Here is a 23713-nt window from a genome sequence, read left to right on the forward strand (position 1 = left end):
ATCTTTGCTCACCAATGCGCAACCGCACAAGTGAGGAATTTACGCGGCAACGCAGCAATTTCGCTACAACAACTGATGCTATAAAATACAAATGCCGATAAACAAATTATATAAATAACATTATGAACAAGTTTACTTCAAAAATTTTAGCAGCATTATTTGTGTTTACTATTTGCAATGCAACAGCACAAAACATTTTTCCTGCAAATGGCAGCGCAGGCGTTGGCACCACAGCGCCCAATATTTCTGCATTACTTGAAATGGTAAGCACATCAAAAGGTCTGCTTATTCCACGTATGACCGCTACCCAACGCAATGCCATTGCCACCCCAGCTATAGGGTTGATGATTTATCAAACCAACAGTACACCGGGCTTTTATTATTATACTGGTGCAGCATGGACAGCCATGACACCAAAAAGTAAGGGCTGGCTACTTACCGGTAACGCAGGTACATCACCAGCTGCTAATTTTCTAGGCACTACAGATGCGCAGGCATTAATTTTTAAAGTTAACAATCAACTTTCTGGGAGCTTAGATTATAGTTCTACAGCCAATACAAGTTTCGGCTATAAGACTTTAGTAAGCAATACCAATTTCAATAATTCTGCATTCGGCTATCAGGCGCTATTTAGCAATACAACAGGTGGATACAATACAGCTGTTGGCACTTATAGCTTACTTAATAATACATTAGGATATCAAAACACAGCTATTGGCAGCAATAGTTTACAAAGCAACCAAAACGGAAACTATAATGCTGCAGTGGGTTATGGTGCTCTCTTAAATAATACTACCGGCGGCAGTAATGTTGCAGTAGGTAATACAGCTATGCTAAATAATATTGGCGGCAACAACAATATTGCTGCAGGCTTTGGTGCACTATTTACAAATACCAGTGGCAATCTGAATACAGCCATCGGAAAAAACTCCTTGTACTATAACCTTACCGGAAGTTACAGTACTGCCGTTGGTGTATATGCATTGGAACAAAACAATGCAGATGAAAACACCGCCATTGGAGCATATAGCTTGCAGCAAAATACTACAGCTACAGGAAATACAACGGTAGGAGCTTATTCACTTGCCAACAATACAGAAGGATATAATAATACAGCTGAGGGGAACCGTGCACTAACATTTAATTCAGTTGGGTATAAGAATACTGCGGTAGGCTTTCAGGCCTTATACAGCAACGAAAGCGCCAGGGATAATACTGCCATGGGAGCAAATGCCTTGGTTAATAATTATGGCCCCAATGCAGATGGAAATTCTGCATTTGGCTCGGCAGCCTTGTTTAGCAACACTACAGGAGGTGGAAACACTTCTATAGGTTATGGCTCCATGTCTTCAAATGCAAGTGGTGGAGATAATACAGCTATTGGTTATGGCTCTTTTGAAAATAATACAACCGGAACTGAAAATGTGGCAATAGGTGTGCGGGCACTAAATAATAATAAAACCGGTAACCGGAACACAGCAATTGGCAAGTTTAGCAATACAAATTTTATTGATAATCTTACTAATGCTACTTCGATTGGTTATGATGCACAGGTAGATGCAAGTAACAAAGTGCGTATTGGCAATACTGCTGTAACCAGCATTGGGGGTCAGGTAACTTGGACTTCTTTTTCTGACGGAAGGATAAAAAAAGATATAAAAGAAAATGTACCTGGGTTAAAATTCATCAATTCACTGCGCCCTGTTACTTATCATTTTGATGTTGCAAAACAATATGCATTAATGGGTATAAAAGATAGCAGTTCTAACTACAAAGAAAAATTTGATATTGAAAAAATTGCATTTACTGGTTTTGTTGCGCAGGAGGTAGACGCTGCTGCAAAAAAGATGAATTTTGATTTTAGTGGTATTGATAAAACAGGTAAAGTTATGGGCCTGCGTTATGCAGAATTTGTAGTGCCTTTGGTAAAAGCCGTGCAGGAATTATCAAATGAAAATGAAGCACAAAAGAAAATAAATGCAGACCTGCAGAAACAAATTGATGAGTTAAAATTATTGATAACTCAAAACAACCAGCAAGCAGTTAATGCTATGCCTACTGGTATTTCACTTGAACAAAACATACCAAATCCATTCAATCAATCCTCCACCATCAATTACACAATCGCAGAAAAATTCAACAGCGCCACCATTATTATAACAGATAATAGCGGCAAAACCATTAAACAGTTTACACTTTCCTCTTCAGGTAAAGGAACAGTAAGTATAGCAAAAGGGTCTTTGGCAAATGGGCTTTATCATTATTCTTTATATGTGAATGGTAAAATGGTGGATAGTAAGAAAATGGAGATCATTAAATGAGCCCGGCAATTGTACTAATGGCATCGTTGCTTGCGTCGCACTCTTGTACGTTTGGTTCTTTGCTCATCAATGTGCAGCCATACAAGTAGGTTAAATGTGCGGGCAAGCAGCAAATACCTAACAAGAGGTGATGCTATAAAATACTAATACTGCTAGCATAATATTTATTCTGGCAAATAAAAAGAAAGGGATAATTTAAATTTACATTCCCCGAACAGAAGACCCCTGCCTTACATGGGGCATATGAGGCCAAACTAAGGGGAATGAAAAAATAAATAGCATGAATAGTTATGGTAAGTACTCGAAAATTATAAAAGGCTTTTTCTTACTGATGCTTTTATTTTTTTTCTTTGGAAGCTATTATAACTATAGAATGAAAGTTGAAGTTATTGCAAATGGTATTGCAGTTAAAGTCTCCATATTTGATGTTTCTTGTGTTGGTCGCCTTAGTAATTTATGGTTTCGTGATTCAATAAATATTGTTCACCATGTTAATTTAGATCCTTCGGAATGTTTAAAGTATAATCCTGGTGACACAATAAGCTTACTTTATAATGCAAAAAATGAAATTTATTATTTACCCCAAGTTAGTTTTAATGAAGAAAAAGGAGTTATGCTTTTTTCAGGCATTGCCATTTTGCTTTCAGTAATCTATTTTATTCTTCCTAATTCCAAATTATTTAAACCATTTTCAAGGTTTCTGTAATGCGATTAAAATGAATTCAAATTTAGAAATGCCTAAATATTTGCCAGAGTAAAAGCAACATATATACAGGATATATAATTACAGATTAAAAAATATTGCTACCTGCTAATAAAAAGAAAAGCAATTCATTAAATCCACTCTTCAAGCAGCCGCAGTCACTAATGGAAGGAAAACCAACTTTTACGTTTATACATTACCCTGTCTGTGCCTCTATTCAACAGGCCAACAAAAGCTCAATCTCCTCCAATGCCAACGCTCAAATATTTTAGCCAGGGTCTCTATTTAGGGCAAAATTCATTCATCACGTTATTTTACCGTTCATCACAAGTTAAAGGAATTATTTTTATACAGAAATATACTAATCTGTTGATTATCAATATTTTAATAGTAAGCCTATTAGCATCCAGTGCAAATTACTTTAAAACACTTGGTACTTTGTATTGCATAGTATTAAAATTTGTAGCATCTTTGTGTTGTCAAAGTAAGGGTTTAGCCGAATAGTATTACAGAACGTACAAGTGAGTGACACAACTACAGCTGAACAGTTACTTAACTGCCGACAACAACAGAAAAAATATTTTATAACTCGCTCCTTCTATGCTTGCCAAAAGTATTCAGAGAAGGATCAATTAAAACTCCGGTTATGGACATTCAAAACACACAAAGCCAGATGCGGAAAGGCGTATTGGAGTTTTGCATTCTTTCCATTATTCGCCAGGGTGAAGTTTACCCCAGTGATATTGTGGACAAGATGAAAGCAGCCAACCTGCAAATACTGGAAGGCACCCTTTACCCCCTGCTTACCCGATTAAAGAACGACGGGCTTTTAACTTACCGCTGGGTAGAAAGCAATAGCGGACCGCCACGTAAATATTTCCTGATGACTGACAAAGGCCTGGAATTTTACGGCGCACTGGAAAAAACCTGGAACGAACTGGCCGATGCCGTTCACGCACTTACCGCCCAACCAGCGGATCTTGAAACAGAAAACCTTAACCAATAAATTTTGCAACATGAAAAAGGTAATTAACATAAACTTCCAGGGTCGCGTTGTTCCCATTGAGGAAACCGCGTACGACATACTGAAACAGTATGTTGATAGCCTGCGCCGTTTTTTTGAAAACGAAGAAGGTAAAGACGAAATTATAAATGATATAGAAGGCCGTATTGCTGAATTGTTTGTGGAAACATTGAAAAAAGGTAATACCTGTATTACTGATGACGATGTAAATGCCATTATAAATAGTATGGGCCGCCCCGAAGATTTTGAAGCTGAAGAGTCAAGCGTACAAACACAACTGGGTGCTAACAGCAAAAGCAAATCAACATCTGCTGAAACTGGCAGCACATCGCAAAATACCAGTGAAAACACTGCTCATATTAGGCCAGAAAGGTTATACCGCGATGAGAATAATAAGTTACTGGGTGGTGTTTGTGCCGGTATTGCCAACTATTTTGGCATAGATAAACTGATTATCAGAATACTATTTGTACTGGGTTTTGGTATTGTGTTTATTCCATACTTAATTCTTTGGGTAGCTGTTCCAAGTTCTGCGTCTACCGTAATTGGATCGGTACGTAAACGTTTGTTCCGCGACCCGGATAATAAGTGGATTGCCGGTGTATGTGGCGGTTTAGCCTCTTATTTTGGTGTAAATATCTGGTTGCCAAGAATATTATTTCTTATTCCTTTTTTATCTTTTGTAACCAGCTGGAATAACTGGGGTGCTTTTAACTTCCCCAATTTTATAAATCTTTCTTTTAGTCCTGGTGCAACCCTTATCTATATTATTCTTTGGTTGGTATTACCCGAAGCAAGTACCACATCAGACAAACTGGAAATGAAAGGAGAGAAAGTAGACCTGAACAGTATTAAAAATACTATTCAGAAAGATATGGAAGGCTTTGGCGACAGGGCCAAAGAGTTTGGCAAAGAGGTAGGGGAAAAAGCTGCCGAAATTGGTACCAAAATAGGCGAAAGAGGTAAACAGGTAGGTGCAGAAGCAAGTACGGTAGCACGCAGAACAGGCACTACCTTGGGCGACGTTATCTCCATGATCTTTAAAATAATTGCCTACTTTATTTTAGCAGTGGTAACATTTGCCATAGTAGCTGCATTATTTGGTTTGGGTATTGGGGCTACCGGTTTGCTACCGCTTAAAGCCTACTTTATAACAGATGGCTGGCAGGATTTACTTACCTGGGGTGTTTATATACTCTTTATATGGGTGCCTGTGGTAGGTGTAATTACCTGGATCATCAGGCGCATTGCCAAAGTAAAAAGCAATAGCAATGCCATGAGGTTTGGTTTTGCTGCCATGTGGATAGCTGGCTGGGTTTGTTTAATAGCATTAATTGCCTCTTTAAAAGCTGATTTTTCTTATCACAATACACCATCAGAAAGCAGTTTAGCATTAACTGATCCTTCAGTAAATAAGCTGGAATTGAAATTAAATAAAGACAATCGTTACTATTTCAATAACACTTTTTTACACCTGGAGCCTTTTGCAAGCATTGATGAAGACACGGCTTATGTACAAAATATACATATCCGCGTACTAAAATCTGATGATGATAGCTTTCACGTAACCATGCTAAAAATGGTAAATGGTGCCTCTAAAGCAGAAGCAGAAGCCAGGGCAGAAAGAATGGAGTTTGAAATTGTACAAAAAGATACCTTCCTGCTGTTCGACAGAGGTATACCTGTACCAAAAATTGACAAGTTCCGCAACCAAACAGTATATGTTACCATGTATGTACCTGTAGGTAAAAGAATTCTTATACGTGATAATATTGGCTGGGGTAACGATGTACATGTACAATTTGGTAACGATTTAAACGACTGGGATTGGAGAAACAATGATGAAGGTTACAATTGGTCAGATAATGTAGAATACATCATGCATACCGATGGTTTAAAAAGGGTACACCCTGAAGACCAGGACAATAACGATATGAATAATGATGATAATACAGATGAGCCTAAGTCCGACACGCTTAGAAACGACAAAGATTCTAACAAGTATCGTTATCAACCGGCGCAGGAACAGGAACCTGCAAAAAGTGAAATAAAAGCTGAGCTGTCACCCGCCATTCAAAAACATTTTATCAATATAGATTTTCACGATTTGGCCGCTACCTTCCTTGGCAGTGCCACAATATAAACTCGGTTAAGGTTGGGAGAAAAAGAACCCGGTTCCGTTTGCGGATTTGGGTTCTTCCCTTTCTTGAAGGCAATTTTTATTGCCTTTTTTTATTGTTAGCCAGGCAGCAAAGCGTTTATATAGCTTTACTTGCGTCGCACACTTCAGGGTTCTGCTATTATGGCATCAAACAAACTACAACAGTTGGTAAAACACAATATCAAACCACTCCATATAACAAAATAAGGTTCAGGCTTTTATTTTTAAACTCTGTTTGCTTCACTTATTTTTGCTGGCATAAAACAAATAATAGTTAGTTATGGTAAAAAATACGCCCTTCACGCATAAGCACCTGGCACTTGGTGCAAAAATGGCTCCGTTTGCCGGTTATAATATGCCCATCAGCTATACCGGCATAAACGATGAACATGCTGCCGTGCGCAATAATGCTGGCGTATTTGATGTAAGCCATATGGGCGAGTTTATTATTAAAGGCGATAACGCACTGGAACTAATACAGCGTGTTACCACAAACGATGCATCAAAACTAACCAATGGCAAAGCCCAATATAGTTGCCTTACCAATAACGAGGGTGGTATTGTAGATGATTTACTGGTATATTGTGTAGAAGAAAATAAAGTATACATGCTGGTGGTAAATGCTTCTAATATTGATAAAGACTGGAATTGGATAAGCAGCCATAATACCAACCATGCAGAAATGCATAATATTAGCGATAAAACCTGCTTACTGGCTATTCAGGGACCCAATGCCTGTAAAATTTTACAAACCCTAACCAATATTGATATACTCAATCTTAAATATTACACATTTGTAAAAGGCAATTTTGCAGGTGTAGATAATGTATTAATCAGCGCTACAGGTTACACAGGTAGTGGTGGCGTGGAAATTTATTTTGAAGACAATGCTAATGCAGCCAATATTATATGGGATGCCATTTTTGAAGCCGGTAAAGCCCAGGGTATTAAGCCAATTGGACTTGGGGCCCGTGATACCTTGCGTTTAGAAATGGGTTTTTGCCTATATGGTAATGATATTGATGATACCACCAGTCCTTTGGAAGCAGGCCTTGCGTGGATTACCAAGTTTAATAAACCTATCAGCTTTACCGCCAAACCCATTATTGAAGCACAAAAAGCAGCGGGCATAACACGCAAACTGGTAAGTTTTGAAATGATAGACCGCGGTATTCCAAGACATGATTATGTTATTAAAGATGCCGCAGGTGCGGTAATTGGTAAAGTTACCAGCGGTACCCAGGCACCGTCACTTGGAAAGGCCGTAGGTATGGGTTATGTAGCTATTGCCCATGCAGCTATAGACAGTGAAATTTATATAGATATCAGGAATACTTTAATTAAAGCAAAAGTGGTAAAAGCGCCTTTTGCCTAAAATTGAACAAGGCGCTGCAGTGTGCGACGCAAGTAAAGCCCAATAGTTTTACCTGTGCCCGGCCAATACTTTTATTAAACCAAAGGAGTTTCTGTTACCAATTAAACCGCCAGTTTGAAGCGCATTATTTTTACGGTTACCAACGATCTTTGCTACGATCAGCGTATGCAACGCATTTGTGCATCACTGGCCGCCAATGGTTTTGATGTTACCCTCGCAGGCAGAAAATTAGTGCAGTCGCCGCATCTTACGCCACAAGCCTATCACCAAAAAAGATTATTCTGCCTTTTTACAAAAGGCATTTTATTTTATGCGGAGTATAACCTGCGTTTATTTTTCTGGCTATTGTTTCAACCGGTAGATATTATTTGTGCTATAGACCTTGATACTATTCTTCCCTGTTATGCAGTAAGTGCTTTGCGCCGTAAAAAAAGAGTATATGATGCACATGAATTATTTACCGAACAAAAGGAAATAGTTACCCGCCCATTTATACACAAATACTGGTTACTAATAGAAAAATTTACCGTGCCTAAGTTCAGCCTTGGCTATACCGTTAACCAGTTTATTGCAGATGAATTATACCGCCGCTATCAGGTGCAATATGGAATTGTACGCAACATGCCGGTATTATACGATATAGCTGGTTTTGAAAATAAAAAACAAAGCGGGTATATAATTTATCAGGGTGCGGTAAATGAGGGCCGTAGTTTTGAAACCCTGATACCCGCTATGCAACAGGTAAATGCCCAATTACATATTTATGGCAAAGGCAATTTTTTTGAAGCCGCTGAACAACTAATTATAAAATATAGTTTGCAGGATAAAGTAATATTACACGGGTATGTTTTACCAAAGGATTTAAAAAATATTACTCCCACTGCCAGCATTGCCGTTACCTTATTTGAACAAACCGGATTAAACCAATATTACTCATTAAGCAATCGCTTTTTTGATTACATAATGGCAGGGGTACCGCAGGTTTGTGTTAATTATCCCGAATACAAAATAATTAATGATGTGTACGATATTGCACTAATGATAAATGATACCACCTCTAGCACCATAGCCAATGCACTAAATACCCTGTTAAACGATGCAGCATTGTATAAACATTTGCAGCATAATTGTGTTACTAATAGAAAGCATTTAAGCTGGCAACAGGAAGAAAAGTATTTGCTTGATTTTTATCATGCGTGCTAATATTTTTTTTATTGCATATTTGTACAATTAGTATGCGTTTGATTTTGATTAAATACATAATGCCCGCCTAAAATTTTAAAGTATTGGATAAGCATTTGCACATAATAAGTCTGGACGTTCCTTTTCCTGCAAACTATGGTGGCGTATATGATTTATTTTATAAGCTGCCTGCTTTACAGGCGCAGGGAGTTAAAATTCACCTGCATTGTTTTGATAATGGCCGTGGCGAACAAACGGAATTAAATACTTATTGCGAAGAGGTACATTATTATCATCGCAATACAGGCCATAAGGGTTTTTCCAGTGCATTGCCCTATATAGTTTCCAGCAGAAAGAATGAGGATTTACTACAAAACCTGCTTAAAGATAATTACCCCATTTTTATGGAGGGTGTACATTGCACCTACCCGGTTTTAGACAACCGATTTAGTAATAGGCGCAAGTTTGTACGTATACATAATGTGGAGCATCAGTATTATAAGGAATTATATAATTGCGCACCTGCCGGATTTAAAAAGATGTATTATGGCTGGGAAAGTAATATGCTAAAAAAATACGAAGCAGGTTTGGTTAACAAAGCCACAGCATTTTGGGCTGTTACACAAAAAGATACAGATTATTACCGCCAAGACCTGCATTGCAATACCATGGATTACCTACCCTTATTTATACCACCGTGGCAGGTAAAAAGTACGGCTGGCATGGGTAGCTTTTGTTTGTACCATGGCAACCTGGAAGTAGCCGAAAATGAATATGCAGCCACATGGTTATTAAAAAACATTTTTAATAACCTGGAAATTCCATTGGTGATAGCAGGTAAAAACCCGTCGGCGGCATTGGAAAAACTGGCGCACCAAAAAATGCATACCTGTCTGGTAGCCAACCCCGGCGAAAAAGAATTGCAGGATTTAATTGCCAAGGCGCAGGTACATATTTTGCCCTCGTTTAACAATACGGGTATTAAAATTAAATTGCTTAATGCGCTGTTTAATGGCAGACATTGTTTGGTAAACAGCCAAATGATAGATGGCACAGGTTTGGAGGATCTTTGTGTAATTGCCGATGATAAAGCCAGTTTTAGAACACGCGTAGAGCAATTGTATAATCAGCCTTTTAGCACAGGTGAGGTTAATAGCAGGTGCAACGCATTAACACAGCGTTATAGCAATGAAGCTGGCGCCAGACAAATGGTAGATTGGATATGGAACCAATATGCCTAATGCCTTTTGCTGCACAGCATTACTACAGTACAAGTGTGCGACGCAAGTAAAGCTGACTGAATAATAATAGCCTGGCTACAAAAACTATACTTCGCCTGTGGCGCTATCGTACACTTTTCCCCTTTCAGTTTTTAGCATACGCGAAGGGTTTTTACTAATAACTATAAAATCGTGGGTGGCCATTATGATGGCGGTACCATAATCTTTGCTTATTTGAAACAACAGCTGCATAATTTCATCGCTGGTTTCCGGGTCTAGGTTTCCGGTAGGTTCATCAGCCAGGATTAATTTGGGTGAGTTTAATAAGGCACGGGCAATATCGATACGTTGCTGTTCGCCGCCACTTAGTTCAAAAGGCATTTTAAACCCTTTGCTTTTGAGGCCAACCTTATCCAGTACATCATGTATTTTTTCTTCCATTAGTTTTTCATCTTTCCAGCCGGTAGCACGTAATACAAAACGCAGGTTTTCGTGTACATTTCTATCGGTTAATAATTGAAAATCCTGAAAAACCACACCCAAATTTCTGCGCAGGAAGGGTACTTTTTTCCAATCCATTTCTTTAAGGTTAAAACCTGCAACAGTTGCATCACCTTCTTTCAATGTAAGTTCGCCATAAAGTGTTTTTAAAAGACTGCTTTTGCCAGTACCGGTTTTTCCTACCAGGTAAATAAATTCCCCACGGTTAACGGTAAAACTAACATCTTTCAAAATAAGGGTGGTGCCCTGGTAAATGTTTGCGTTTCTTATAGATACTACTGTTTCCTGCATAAAAATTAGATGATGGCAAAGGTAAACTTAGCGGGTTAATTTTTGGTTGTTCATTTTTAAATAAATCAATTATGTGCTCTGGTGTTTTCTTTCAATAGGCAACGCCTCTTGTTTAGTATATGTTCCATTACCGCCTAAATACCGCACTTGCAGGTCTGCTTTTAATGGCATTAAAATATATTTCGAAAAATCAGCTTTTAAACGCAGGGCTTTTGCTGATAGTACCTGCAAAAATCAAGTTCACAATTCTTTAACTAAAGAAATAGTTGTATAACTAAATATTTAGTTTTATGTTTGACGTATGATACGCCACTATTTCAAAACCACTATTCAATACTTCAGGCATCACAAAATGTTTGCTTTTATTAATATTATGGGGTTTGCGGTAGGGTTATGTATTTGCTTTTTTGCACTGCTATATATTCAGTTTGAAAATAGTTACGATACACAAAATATACAGGCCGATAATATTTACAGACTGGTAACTGATGTGCAATCTGATAAAGGTATTGCTTACGAAAGCAGTGCCGGCCCCATGGGGCCGGCCATTGCCCAAAGTTTTCCAGAAGTAAAATCGGTAACCAGAATTTTTCTTGATAATCTCATCATTCAAAACAGCAATAGCAATTTCGCCGAAGAAACCATTGCTTATGCTGATGCATCGCTTTTTGATGTTTTCACCATTCCATTGCTTGAAGGCAATTTGCATAGTGCATTAGATGCACCTTATTGCCTGGTATTATCTACAACTGCAGCTAAAAAATATTTTGGGAGTGAAGAGGCTTTGGGCAAAACATTACTTTTAGATGGCAAATTTCCTGCAAGAGTTACCGGCATAATGAAGGATATGCCTTTAAATGCACAGTTTAGGGTAGACATATTTGTATCTATGCCAACCTTACTATCCGAGTGGAATCAAAATTTGGCTCAAAACTGGAACAGGTTTGGGTTTTATACCTATTTATTACTCCCCGAAAATTATGATGCAGCTAAACTATCTGCCAAATTACCTGCATTTATACAATCCCATATTACGGATAATACCCGTAAATATACCCTTAGCCTTGAACCTTTGAAATGGGTATACCTCAATGGAAAGCCGCGGGGTTCCCGAACAGGTACAGCTGTTACAGGTAACGCCAACAATATCTATATTTTCTCGCTGGTATCTCTTTTTATTCTAATCATCAGCAGTTTTAATTTTATAAACCTCTCCACCGCGCATTCCTTAAAACGGGCCAGAGAAACGGCACTTAGAAAAGTAATTGGAGCCTCCAAACAGCAACTAGTTTTACAGTTTTTTAGTGAAGCGTTTTTTCTAAGTGGTATTGCCTATTTACTCGCTATTGTAATGTGTATTTTACTATTGCCACTTTTTAACCAGGTAATGGGCAAAGTAATAAGTTCTGGCATATTCAATAATATTGCCCAACTGGGCTGGATGTTGTTGATAGCGTTGGTAAATGCATTATTGGCAGCAGTATATCCGGCCATTCTTCAGGCAAAAATCAGGATTGCAGAAAACCTAAAAGGCCATGGCAGCCATTCGCTTAAAAACATTACACTTCGTAAAACGCTTGTCATCTCGCAACTTAGTATTGCAATAATTTTAGTGGTAGCTACCCTGGTGGTAAATAACCAACTTAACTATATGCGCAATATTGATCTTGGTTTTACAAAAGATCATTTCTTAACCATCGATTTTCATTTCGACAGCCTGGTAATTAATCGCGAAGCTACAGTAAGACAGGAATTACTCTCCATTCCGGGCATTAAAACGGCGAGTATTGGTTCTACCATTCCTGGCAAAACCAGTCGTAAGTTAACTGCTTCCATTGAAAATAACCTGGGTACTATGTTAGCCGCAGATTGGGATATGTATGCCATAGACAACTATTATATACAACAATATCAAATACCAATTATAGCCGGCAGAAATTTCTCTGCTTATACTGGATCTGATACAACAGAGGCCATGCTTATAAACGAAGCTGCTGCAAAAACGCTTGGCTATATACATCCTTCTGATGCGTTAGGTAAAAAATTTACCCAAAAAGGCAGCAACGGTACTATTATAGGCGTGGTTAAAGATTTTCATTTTCAATCTTTTCAGCAACCTATTCAACCGCTGGTTTTTAAGCTGGCGCCCTGGTTTCATACATTTATTTCCTTATCCGTAACATCGGCTGATATGCAGGGCACTATTGCTCAAATAGAAAACAAATGGAAACAGCTTGTACCCGGCTTACCCTTGATTTATGATTTTTCTGATGATGCTTATAATACACTATATAAAAGCGAAGACAAGTTTCATACACTCTTTATCATTTTATCATCGGTTGCCATTTTTCTTTCCTGTTTGGGTTTATATGGCCTCTCAGCATTTACAACCATCCAACGCAAAAAAGAAATTGGCATCCGAAAAATAATAGGCGCAACAGTAGCAAACATGGTATACACGCTGGGAAAAGATTTTTTATGGCTCATCCTGATTGCCATTCTAATTGCATCGCCATTGGCATGGCTATTAATGCACCAATGGCTACAGCATAATTATGCCTATCGTATCACTATCAATGCAAGCATCTTCCTACAATCCGCAGCTATTATACTCATTATCACTATTGGTACAATTGCTTTTCATATAATACATGCGGCAAGTGCAAATCCGGTAAACAATTTAAAAACAGAATAAACCTGCTATGCTTACTAGTAAATACATTTTTGTTAGCCAGCCAATAGTAATAATTGGGCTTTACTTGCCACGCTCGGTTCAAGGTTCTTCTTTCATGGCATCTAATACAGTAAAATCAATCATAAAAAGCAAAATTTAATAATACGCCAACATGCCAACAAACACAAAAACATTAACCAAGGCCGAAGAGCAAATTATGCAGGCGCTCTGGAAAATAGACAAAGGCTTTTTAAAAGATATTATTGAAGCTTTGCCCAATCCAAAGCCACATTCCAATACAGTAGCAACACTGCTTAAGATACTAATAGAAAAATCTTTTGTAGAAACGGTAACCTATGGGCGTATGCACCAGTACCATGCATTGGTAAGCAAAGATGCTTACTCCAAAAGCACTTTAAACAATGTGGTAAAGGGATATTTTGGGGGTTCATTTACCAAAGCCGTTTCCTTTTTGGTTGAAGAAAATAAATTAAGTGTAGAAGAGCTGGAATTGCTTTTACAACAACTCAAAAACAAATAATTATGCTACAGTTATTGTGTATTTACCTGCTAAAAACAATCATCATTTCAGGCTTGCTGTTTAGCTATTACTGGTTTGCATTGCGCAATAAACGGTTTCATTATTACAACCGGTTTTATCTGCTTGCAGCTGTGGCAGTAAGTCTGGTTTTGCCATTAATAAACGAGCCCATTTTTACACTAAGCAGCCAAAATGATAATGCAATTAGCCTTTTTAATGTAATGCATTCCAGTGGAGGCGAAGAAGTGGTACCTGTTACCAAAACACCCACGTTTGATTTGGGACAATTGACTTTGATGCTTATTGCCATAATTACCATGGCATTTTTAATTAGATTATTATACCGCATTGTAGTTATATACCGCATTAAGCAAAAATTTCCAGTTACACCAATGGCCGATTTTGATTTTATTGCTACCAATATTAGTCAGGCTCCATTTTCATTTTTGCGGAATGTATTTTGGAGAAACGATATTTCTCTGAATGAGCAAACAGGAAGACTAATATTACAACACGAAATTGCACACATACAGCAAAAACATACTTTAGATAAGTTGTTTATGCAAATAGTAAATGCCCTATGCTGGTTAAACCCAGTGTATATTTTAATTCAAAAGGAGTTATACATTATTCATGAATTTATTGCCGATGACAAATCTGTAACAGATAAAGATACAGCAGCATTTGCCGCTATGTTATTACAGGTGCATTATGGCGATTTTAAATTTTATCCTGCACAACCGTTTTTCTATTCACCAGTTAAAAGAAGATTAATTATGCTTACCACATCAAAAGAACCTCGCTTTAGTTACCTGCGCCGAATTATGGCATTGCCATTAATTGCCTGCACCGTTTTATTGTTTGCTTTTAAATTACAAAAAGAAGAAGTTACACCTTTATCCATTGCACCAAATACCAGTTTTAAATTGGTAATTGATGCCGGGCATGGTGGTACTGATGATGGTGCAAATGCACTGGCAGGTAATGTAAAAGAAAAAGACATTACCTTATTGATTGCCAAAAAAATACAATCATTGTCGGCAAGCTATGGAATAGATGTTTTATTAACCAGAGATAGGGATATTACCCTAAACCCTGCTGAACGTGTGCAAAAAATAGCAGACATGCACGCAGATGCATGTGTATCCATACATATTAATGCAGCACCTGATGCAAAGCCATCTGGTATGGAAGTATGTATTGCAAAAGATAATAAGAACGGACAATTGGATAAAAGCAAAATTTTAGGATCGGCACTTATTCAAAAATTATCATCAAATTTTACAGTACAACCGGCACTACTACAAAAGCAGGTGGGCATTTGGATTTTACAAGCTAATTCTATACCAGCAGCGCTGATAGAATGTGGTTATTTATCGAATAAAGATGACCTGAGTGCACTACAAAAAGAGGAAATTATAGAGCGCATTGCCAATAATATTCTGGCATCTGTGGTTTCTTATGCCAACCGCAGAAACGATAACAATGGCGCAAGCATGATGTATGATAATGTAAAACTCCAATCAGTAAATGTAAATGCCGCCAATAAAAAAGTAGATATGGTATTCTTAAATGGCGATACCAAAACCATTACATTGGATGAAGCCATAGACAAAAATATTGTTGGCGAAACGTATCATGTTGAGAAGGATACTTTAATACCAACCAATGCCGATAAAAAGGTAATTGAAGCAAAAGGAGCGGAAGGAAATAAGATTCTTTCAACTGTTTTATACGTAATTAATGGTGTGCTTAAAAATAAAGCCGACATGGAAAAATTAGACCCCAACACCATTAAAAGTATAGATGTATTGAAAGGGGAAAATGCTACTTTGGTATATGGAGAAAAAGGGAAAAATGGCGTTATTATAATTACTACAAAAGATGCTATTACAACAACGGAAAACAGCAAGGCAGGAGAAGAAACAACCCCGGTTTATGTTTTGGATGGTAATTTTATTAGCGCAGAAGAAATGAAATTAATTAAGCCGGAAGACATTCTTTCTGTAAATGTGTTAAAAGGCGCATCTGCCGCCAAAGCCTATGGCAAAGCCGGTAAAAATGGTGTAGTGGAAATTACCACAAAAGAAAAAAAGCAACCAGCGGCAGATGGAAAATCAAGTAAGGCAACATTTAAAAATATAAATGGAGGCTTTCCAGTAATTGCCTTGTATAATGCAAAACGTGTTTGCTAAAGAATTTTGGTTTTATAAAAAAGAAAAAGGAATACTAACCATATTCCTTTTTTTATTTTTTTGATGCCATAATAGCGGAACGTACAAGAGTGCGACGCAAGTGCAGATGCTATAAACACCAACAGCCGGGTACAACACTAAATACATAATTTATTTAGGCACCCACAGCTTGTTGCTGCAGAACTTTTTGTATGGCAGCTACCATTTTATTGCCTTTATCAATAATTTGTTCTTCCGTCCAGGCTAGACTGATAGCGGTAGAAATACAGCGGCTTAAAATAGCATCGCTTGCGCTAAAATTGGTTTGTTGCAATTGCAACAAAGCCTGCTGTTGTAAGGGGTTTAAACGATTAAGGGTGGTTGCATTTTTTAAATGATCCCACTTGCGTATATAGTGCCAATTGTTATTGAACCAATAAAAATTACCTGCCAGTATACCTTGCAATTTCATTTCTTCTACTACTGCAGCAGTAATGGCTTCGGTTGGTAAAAACCAGCTGATAAATGTGCAGCTATCAACACCACCTTCGGGTATAGTGCGGAAAGTGATTTCGGGCACCTGCTCTAATATGTTTCTTAATATGGAGTAGTTTTTTTGCTGGATATCAAGAAATGTTTGCAACCTTCTAACCTGTGCCAAACCTACAGCAGCATGCAGCTCGCTGATGCGAAAATTATAGCCAATAAATGGATGCAGGTCTGCACCACGGTCAACACCCAAATGGTCATGGCCATGATCGGTATAACCATCACAGTTGGTATAGGTTTCTTTACTGTTTGTCATAACCACACCCCCTTCACCACAGGTAATGGTTTTAACAAAATCGAATGAAAAGGTACCAGCATCGCCAATGGTACCTAGCATTTTGCCTTTATAACTGCCGCCAATACTTTGGCAGGCATCTTCTAATAAAAGCAGGTTATGTTGTTTGCAAATGCTTTGCAGTGCATCCATATTGGCCATGCTGCCACACATATGCACAGGCATTATACATTTGGTACGGGAGGTAATTGCTGCGCTAACAGCAGTTGGGTTAAGTGTTAAGGTATCGTCTACATCTACTAAAACCGGAATGGCACCTACACTTAATACGGCTTCGAAACTGGCCACGAATGTAAAGGAGGGCATTATTACCTCATCGCCATACCCTATGCCAAGGGCTGTCATAACAGTTGTTAATGCGGCCGTTCCACTGCTGGTTAATTGTGCATAGGTACAGCCAAAAGTGTTGCATATTTCTTTTTCGAGTTCTACCGCTTTCCAATGGCCTTTACGAGGGGCATCAAAACCATAACGCATAAGAATACCTGTTTCCAATACATCATTTAGTTCTTTTCTTTCTTCGGCGCCAAATAATTCAAAACCGGGCATATGCTATATTTTAATGGTGGTAAAATGTAATAAGTGGGCAAAGTTAGAAAAACTATTCTTAATCTTTTTTCTGTTGAAGTTTTGTGCGGTAATGCACAGTTAAATTATTGGTTAATGCCATTATTTGTTGCAATGTTTAGCGCAATAAATGGTTTAAGCTGCTTTGGCGATGGTGTACAAGAGTGCGACGCAAGTAAAGCTTCACATAGCTTTTTTGCCGGGCCAATATACATATTCTATTAACTGTTGGGCAATAAAAAAGGAAGCAGATGTATTGCTTCCTTTTTAGTATATTAATTCTATTGTTACAACATTTTTTCAATTTCCAATACCAGCTCTGTTTTTGTAATTGGCACACCCATTATTTTGTTATAGGCTTTCGCATCTACAAAATATTGATCTCTTAAAATTCTTACCAGTTGGCCATTATTAATTTCGGGCACCAGTACATGATCGAAGTTTTTAAGCATTTCGCCCAGGTTTTTAGGGAACGGCCTAATATAGCGAATATGTGCATGGCTAACTGCATGGCCTTTGGCCTGAAGTTCCATTACAGCACTTTTAATAGCGCCATAGGTACTACCCCAACCAACTACCAATACCTTACCTTTTTCGGGACCGCTATCTAATTGTTGAAGAGGAATATAATCGGCAATTTTATCAACTTTCGCCTGTCTTGTATTAACCATATGCTGATGGTTTTCTGGCTCGTAGTTAATATTACCGGTAATATCCTGTTTTTCCAGCCCTCCTATACGATGCTCAAAACCCGGTGTTCCCGGTACAGCCCATGGGCGTACCAGTTTTTCATCGCGTTTGTATGGCTGAAATTTTACTTCGCCTTCGTCTAAGGTTGTTTTAAACGATACATCAATTGGTTGTAACTCGGCAGATGTTGGGAATTTCCAGGGCTCTGCACCATTGGCAATATAACCATCGCTTAATAAGATTATCGGCGTCATGTGTTGCACTGCTATGCGTACCGCTTCGTAGGCAACATCAAAACAATCACTCGGGGTGCTGCTGGCAATTACCGGCATTGGGCACTCACCATTACGGCCATAATAGGCCTGCATTAAATCACTTTGTTCTGTTTTAGTTGGTAAACCAGTAGAAGGACCACCCCTTTGAATATTTACAATAACCAAAGGAATTTCCAGCATTACGGCCAAACCCATTGCTTCGGCTTTTAGTGCCATACCAGGGCCAGATGTAGTGGTAATACCCAAACTGCCACCATAAGCGGCGCCAATGGTACTGGTTATTGCTGCAATTTCATCTTCGGCCTGGAAAGTGCGAATACCAAAAGTTTTATACTTGCTTAGTTCATGTAAAATGTCTGATGCAGGTGTAATAGGATAGGAACCCAGAAAAATGGGCAATCCACTTTTTTCACCAGCAGCTATTAAACCATAGGATAAAGCCTGGTTACCCATTATGCTGCGGTATTTACCTGCAGGCAGTTTTGCTTTTTCTACGGTATAGGTAGTACTAAAGGTTTCTGTAGTATCACCATAATTAAATCCAGCCTGTAATACCTTGATATTACTTTGCAGAATAGTTGGCTTTTTAGAAAACTTATCTGTAAGAAAGTTGATGGTATTATCCAGATCGCGGTTATACATCCAATACAAAAAGCCCAGTACAAACATATTTTTTGCACGGTCTTTTTCTTTCATACCCAGGTCCGCAAATTCTTTCAGGGCTTCGCGGGTAAGTTTGGTAACATCAATGGCAATTACTTCATAGCTGTTTAAACTACCATCTTCCAGTGGACTAATACCATCTGCATAGTTTGCTAAACGCAGGTTTCGGGCATCAAAACCTTCGGTGTTTACCACAATTTTACCACCTGGTTTAAGGTTACGCAGGTTAACTTTTAATGCGGCTGCATTCATGGCAACCAGTACATCGCAAATATCACCCGGGGTATATACACGCTCAGAAGAAAAGTGTACCTGAAAACCACTAACGCCGGGTACTGTACCTATTGGCGCACGAATTTCGGCTGGAAAATCGGGAAATGTGGCCAGATCTATACCTAATAAAGCTGTGTTATTGGTAAACTGAGAACCCGTAAGTTGCATACCATCGCCGCTGTCGCCGGCAAATTTTATCACTACATCATTCAATAAAACCTGTTGCTTCTCCATGCAAAAAAATTGAAATATAAAATAAGAACCGTTAGAATATTTTACGCGAAGTTAATGTTTACACCTAAAAATAAATACATGATTTTGAGCAGTATTTTACCCCTGGAAACATAAAAATTTATGCAGTATTGGGTTGTTGGCCCGGCATTTTGTTAGCATCCCGGGCATTGTTGCGTCGCACACTTGTGCTGCAAAATGCATGGCAGCAAATTTATTTAAACACCTTATCATCAATACCTTTATTAATAATGTAAGTGGTATACACTATTTCTACCCGGCCTTTTTTGTTTTTAAGTTTATCCATATCTGTTGCTTTTTGTCCATCGTCAAATTCCAGGGTAATCCCTTTTGGCAATTTATAGTCTTTGGTATTAAAGCTAAATACCACTTTATCGGGTAAACCCAGGTTGCTGTATTTGCCATAGGTTAGTGCCATTTCGTAAGTACCATTTTCTTTGGTGGTGGTTATGGCTTTACGTACCAGCAGATTTGCCTCGTCTATATAAAGGGTAGATAATACAATTTCGCTATTTTCATCTACCGGCAGCAATTTTACTATTTTGGTTTTACTGCCATCAATAGTAGATTCTCCGGCAGCCAATGCAACATAATTATTGGTCATAATCATATTGCTCATATTAATACTTACACCACCTTTGGGTAATATAGAAATACCGCCATCCTTCTTAAGTTTGAATTTATCAGGTTTTTTAAAATACACCTTTATTTTACCTGAGGGGGCTTTTATAAAGCTAACATCGGTTTTTAGGGTACCTTCTGCCTCATAATCGTTTACCTGATTAAGCTTGGCGCTTACTTTATTTATTAGGGCTGTCATATCCTGAGCAGCCACATTACCTGCCCAAAGTATTATTACCGCCAATACCGTACATATCTTCTTCATATTTTTATTCTATTATATTTCCTGTTGCTTTGATTTGTTGCCAATAGTTATAGCCGTACAAGAGTGCGACGCAAGGAAAGTTGCCCCCTATTCTTTTGCCCGGACAATAATTCTTTTACCAGGCAATGCCATAATCCTCGCCATGGTTACTGCTGCCACCCCAAAAACTACCATGTTCCCAATCGAAATAAATGGCATTGATGGGCCCCGAACTACGCTCGTCTAAACCAATACTATAACCCATTTGTTTTAATTCTTTTATTATCCAGTCGGGTGTTTTTGATTGCAGCATAACTGCGCCGGGCCGGTTATCGTGTGCGCCAAAGGATGATTTTATCTGGAAATTCTCGATATTGGCCGCTTCAGTGGCTTCCTGAACAGTCATTCCAAATTCAACAATATTTAAAAAAAACTGCAGCAGGTTTTGGTCCTGGCTATCGCCACCCTGCACAGCAAACGATAAAAATGGTTTGCCATTTTTTAAAGCCAATGTTGGGGTTAGGGTTACCCTTGGACGTTTACCCGGCTCCAATACATTAAAGGGGTTTTGGGCTGCATCTAATACAAAACTTTGCATGCGCTGGCTCATGCCTACACCTGTATTGCCTGCTATACAAGCTGGTACCCAACCGCCACTGGGCGTTATAGAAACTACCCAACCTTCCTTATCAGCCGCTTCAACTGATGTGGTACCTGCGTGAAAAGATTCCAAAAAAGAGGCATCTACCGGTGTGTTGATATCTGCCGATGCTGTAGCCCAGTTATTAATTTGAGCCAGATAAGGATTTGTTTCGCCCTGAAATGGATATGGGTCGCCGGGACCAATATGTATATTATTTTTGGTATTGTCGATAGTAGCAGCTCTTTGCCTGGCATATTCTTTTGATAATAAGCCTTTCATAGGTTCCTGTGGCGCAAATGCAGGATCGCCATAATAAAAATCCCTATCGGCGAAAGCCAGATTAATAGTTTGATAAAGTGTATGAATGTATTTGGCCGAGTTATAGCCCATACTTTTAAGGTCTATATTTTCCAGGATATTTAAAGATTGAAGCAGGGCAGGGCCTTGTGTCCATTGCTGCATTTTATATACGTCTATCCCTTTATAGTTAACACTCATGGGTTCTTCAATCTTTACTTGCCAGTTTGCCAGATCTTGTTCTGTTATTAAACCTCCCTGTTCCTGTGACCCGCGAACAAATTCTTTGGCAATATCTCCTTTATAAAAGCGATCGTAGGCGGCATAAATAGCTTCTTTACGGGTTTTGCCCTTTTTTAAAGCGTTTTGTTCTGCCTCAACCATTTTGGTTAAGGTTGCCAGCAGGTTTAATTGTTTAAATATTTCGCCTGCTTCAGGAGCTTCCCGTTCTTTGCCCAAATGTGGCAGAAATACTTCTTTAGAATAAGGCCATTGTTTTATAAGCGCTTTATTACGCTCAATTGAATTGGCAGTTTGTGCTTCTATGGCATATCCAGCTGCCATTTGCATAGCCGGTGCCAAAACCTGTTGTAAACTCATAGTGCCATATTCTGCCAACATAGTACATAAGCCACCTGGTGTGCCAGGGGTTACTGCCGCTAAAGGACCATATTCAGGCGGATAAGCCATGCCTTTTGCTGCATAGAATGCAGGTGTGGCGCCTGTGGGCGCTACACCAAGGGCATTAATAGCTATTACTTTACCTGTTTTTGGATTATAAATAAGTGCCTGTGTTTCACCGCCCCAGCTTAACACATCCCACATGGTGCAGGTAGCAGCCAGCATTGCGCAAGCAGCATCTACTGCATTGCCGCCATTATTAAAAATGATAGAACCTGCAGTAGCAGCTAAAGGTTTGCCGGTAATAGCCATCCAATGATTCCCGTGTAATGGCGGTTTTTGTGTGCCTTCGGGCCGGGCATTAAAAGTTTGCGCCATTGTAATTATACCCATTAGTATAAAAACAAGGGAAAAGCTGCCTTTTTTCATTGTATAATTGTTTTGAATTATTTTTTGTGGCTATATATACTAACACAAAAATGGGTTTTGTGTTGTGTTAATACCATTATGATGCATGATAACTAAAATAGAGGATAGCACAAATACCTGCCAATAGAAGACAACCAAAAAGCAACAATTTCTTTTTAACCTGAAAATTAAATTGAGGATCGCTCATAATATTGTAGGCTTAAATGATAGAATTTATGGAACCAGCTAAACGCTTTATGCATCTTTACTTGCCACGCTCGGTTCAGGGTTCTTCTTTTATGGCAGCAGTTTATGATGAGTTAGCTTTAATAACATGGTTTTATTAGTTAGCAATTACCATTAAGTGCTTATGCTTTGCTACAGTACAAGAGTGCGACGCAAGAGGCGATGCTATGGAATACCATTGCCGGGCCAAAAAATTATAAACCCAGCTTTTCTATTGCTAGTTGTGCGGCAATTTGACTGGCATCTTTTTTATTAAAGCCCTTCCCTTCAGCCAGAATTTCACCGTCTAATACAGCCGCAATGGTAAATATGCGTCGGCCATTTTCGAGTTTTTCCAACACGGTTTCAAAGCCAAGCACTTTGCCATTTTTGCTTGCCCAGCCAATAAGTTTATTTTTCAGGTTTATATCGATAGATTCCAGATCTTCTACATATAAGTGCGGAATTACGATGCGTTTTTGTACCCAAAGCTGGGTTTTTTTATAGCCCTTATCCAAATAAACAGCGCCAACAACCGCTTCCAGTGTATTTCCAAAAATCTGACTGCTTTTTAATGCATTGTCAAATTTGTTGTACATGGTAATTCTTTTGAGGCCCATTTTTACGGCCACATCGTTTAATTGCTGGCGGTTTACCATTTTACTGCGCATCTCCGTAAGAAAACCTTCTCCTTTATAGGGGTAACGTTTAAAAAGATAATCTGCTATAATGCCACTGAGAACGGCATCGCCCAGGTATTCGAGACGCTCGTTATTTTCGTCGGCACCTTCTTTAACAGAGCGGTGACTAAGTGCAGTTTGGTACAGGACTATATTTCCGGGTTTTATACCCAGTACACTTTCTACTTGTTTGGCAAAAGAGGTGTTTGAGGACGAACTTAAGATTTTTCGTATAAAATTCAC

Annotated in this window: 16 protein-coding genes; 10 read left to right on the forward strand and 6 right to left on the reverse strand. The window is 38.6% G+C overall.

Translation table 11 applies throughout. The features are described 5' to 3' along the window. The first annotated feature begins 122 nt into the window (after positions 1-122). The 7 genes from GD597_RS08555 (at position 123) to GD597_RS08585 (ending at position 10007) form a co-directional block, all read left to right on the forward strand. Entirely contained in the window at positions 123-2321 is a 2199-nt protein-coding gene (locus GD597_RS08555; RefSeq protein WP_171607415.1) for a tail fiber domain-containing protein, read from the forward strand. A gap of 280 nt (positions 2322-2601) precedes the next feature. Continuing rightward, positions 2602-3027: a hypothetical protein gene (locus tag GD597_RS08560; RefSeq protein ID WP_171607416.1), complete on the forward strand. Its 426-nt coding sequence runs from the start codon at positions 2602-2604 to the stop codon at positions 3025-3027. A gap of 643 nt (positions 3028-3670) precedes the next feature. Next, entirely contained in the window at positions 3671-4030 is a 360-nt protein-coding gene (locus GD597_RS08565) for a PadR family transcriptional regulator (RefSeq protein ID WP_171607417.1), read from the forward strand. Between the two features lie 10 nt (positions 4031-4040). Next, on the forward strand, positions 4041-6191 hold the full coding sequence (locus GD597_RS08570; protein WP_171607418.1) for a PspC domain-containing protein: 2151 nt from the start codon (positions 4041-4043) through the stop codon (positions 6189-6191). Positions 6192-6489: 298 nt separating this feature from the next. Next, positions 6490-7584, forward strand: a complete 1095-nt coding sequence (gene gcvT / locus GD597_RS08575; RefSeq protein WP_171607419.1) for a glycine cleavage system aminomethyltransferase GcvT — start codon at positions 6490-6492, stop codon at positions 7582-7584. Between the two features lie 114 nt (positions 7585-7698). Continuing rightward, a complete protein-coding gene (locus GD597_RS08580) occupies positions 7699-8787 on the forward strand; it encodes a glycosyltransferase family 4 protein (protein WP_235954226.1) in 1089 nt (362 codons plus the stop codon). 83 nt (positions 8788-8870) lie between these two features. Continuing rightward, complete coding sequence (locus GD597_RS08585) at positions 8871-10007, forward strand: glycosyltransferase family 4 protein (protein ID WP_171607420.1); 1137 nt, start codon at positions 8871-8873, stop codon at positions 10005-10007. Between the two features lie 84 nt (positions 10008-10091). Here the strand turns inward: GD597_RS08585 and GD597_RS08590 are convergent, their stop codons facing one another. Next, positions 10092-10778 carry a cell division ATP-binding protein FtsE gene (locus GD597_RS08590; protein WP_171607421.1) on the reverse strand — a complete coding sequence of 229 codons (687 nt, stop codon included), beginning with the start codon at positions 10776-10778 and terminating at the stop codon, positions 10092-10094. A gap of 301 nt (positions 10779-11079) precedes the next feature. On the opposite strand from GD597_RS08590, the gene GD597_RS08595 reads away from it, so the two are divergent. From GD597_RS08595 to GD597_RS08605, 3 genes are all read left to right on the forward strand, one after another. Continuing rightward, positions 11080-13473, forward strand: a complete 2394-nt coding sequence (locus GD597_RS08595) for an ABC transporter permease (RefSeq protein ID WP_171607422.1) — start codon at positions 11080-11082, stop codon at positions 13471-13473. A gap of 151 nt (positions 13474-13624) precedes the next feature. After that, the gene (locus GD597_RS08600) at positions 13625-13993 is read left to right on the forward strand and encodes a BlaI/MecI/CopY family transcriptional regulator (RefSeq protein ID WP_171607423.1); all 369 of its coding nucleotides are present in this window, start codon (positions 13625-13627) and stop codon (positions 13991-13993) included. 2 nt (positions 13994-13995) lie between these two features. Then, complete coding sequence (locus tag GD597_RS08605; RefSeq protein ID WP_171607424.1) at positions 13996-16188, forward strand: N-acetylmuramoyl-L-alanine amidase; 2193 nt, start codon at positions 13996-13998, stop codon at positions 16186-16188. Positions 16189-16342: 154 nt separating this feature from the next. Here GD597_RS08605 and GD597_RS08610 read toward each other — a convergent pair whose 3' ends face one another. The 5 genes from GD597_RS08610 to rnc form a co-directional block, all read right to left on the reverse strand. Continuing rightward, complete coding sequence (locus tag GD597_RS08610) at positions 16343-17560, reverse strand: DegT/DnrJ/EryC1/StrS family aminotransferase (protein WP_171607425.1); 1218 nt, start codon at positions 17558-17560, stop codon at positions 16343-16345. Between the two features lie 305 nt (positions 17561-17865). Next, the gene (locus tag GD597_RS08615; RefSeq protein ID WP_171607426.1) at positions 17866-19713 is read right to left on the reverse strand and encodes a 2-oxoacid:acceptor oxidoreductase subunit alpha; all 1848 of its coding nucleotides are present in this window, start codon (positions 19711-19713) and stop codon (positions 17866-17868) included. Positions 19714-19924: 211 nt separating this feature from the next. Beyond that, a complete protein-coding gene (locus GD597_RS08620) occupies positions 19925-20617 on the reverse strand; it encodes a hypothetical protein (protein ID WP_171607427.1) in 693 nt (230 codons plus the stop codon). 115 nt (positions 20618-20732) lie between these two features. Then, the gene (locus GD597_RS08625) at positions 20733-22586 is read right to left on the reverse strand and encodes a gamma-glutamyltransferase family protein (RefSeq protein WP_171607428.1); all 1854 of its coding nucleotides are present in this window, start codon (positions 22584-22586) and stop codon (positions 20733-20735) included. 419 nt (positions 22587-23005) lie between these two features. Beyond that, positions 23006-23713 carry a ribonuclease III gene (gene rnc / locus GD597_RS08630; RefSeq protein WP_171607429.1) on the reverse strand — a complete coding sequence of 236 codons (708 nt, stop codon included), beginning with the start codon at positions 23711-23713 and terminating at the stop codon, positions 23006-23008.

Origin of the sequence: Limnovirga soli, assembly GCF_013106755.1 — a bacterium.
Taxonomy (GTDB): Bacteria; Bacteroidota; Bacteroidia; order Chitinophagales; family Chitinophagaceae; genus Limnovirga; species Limnovirga soli.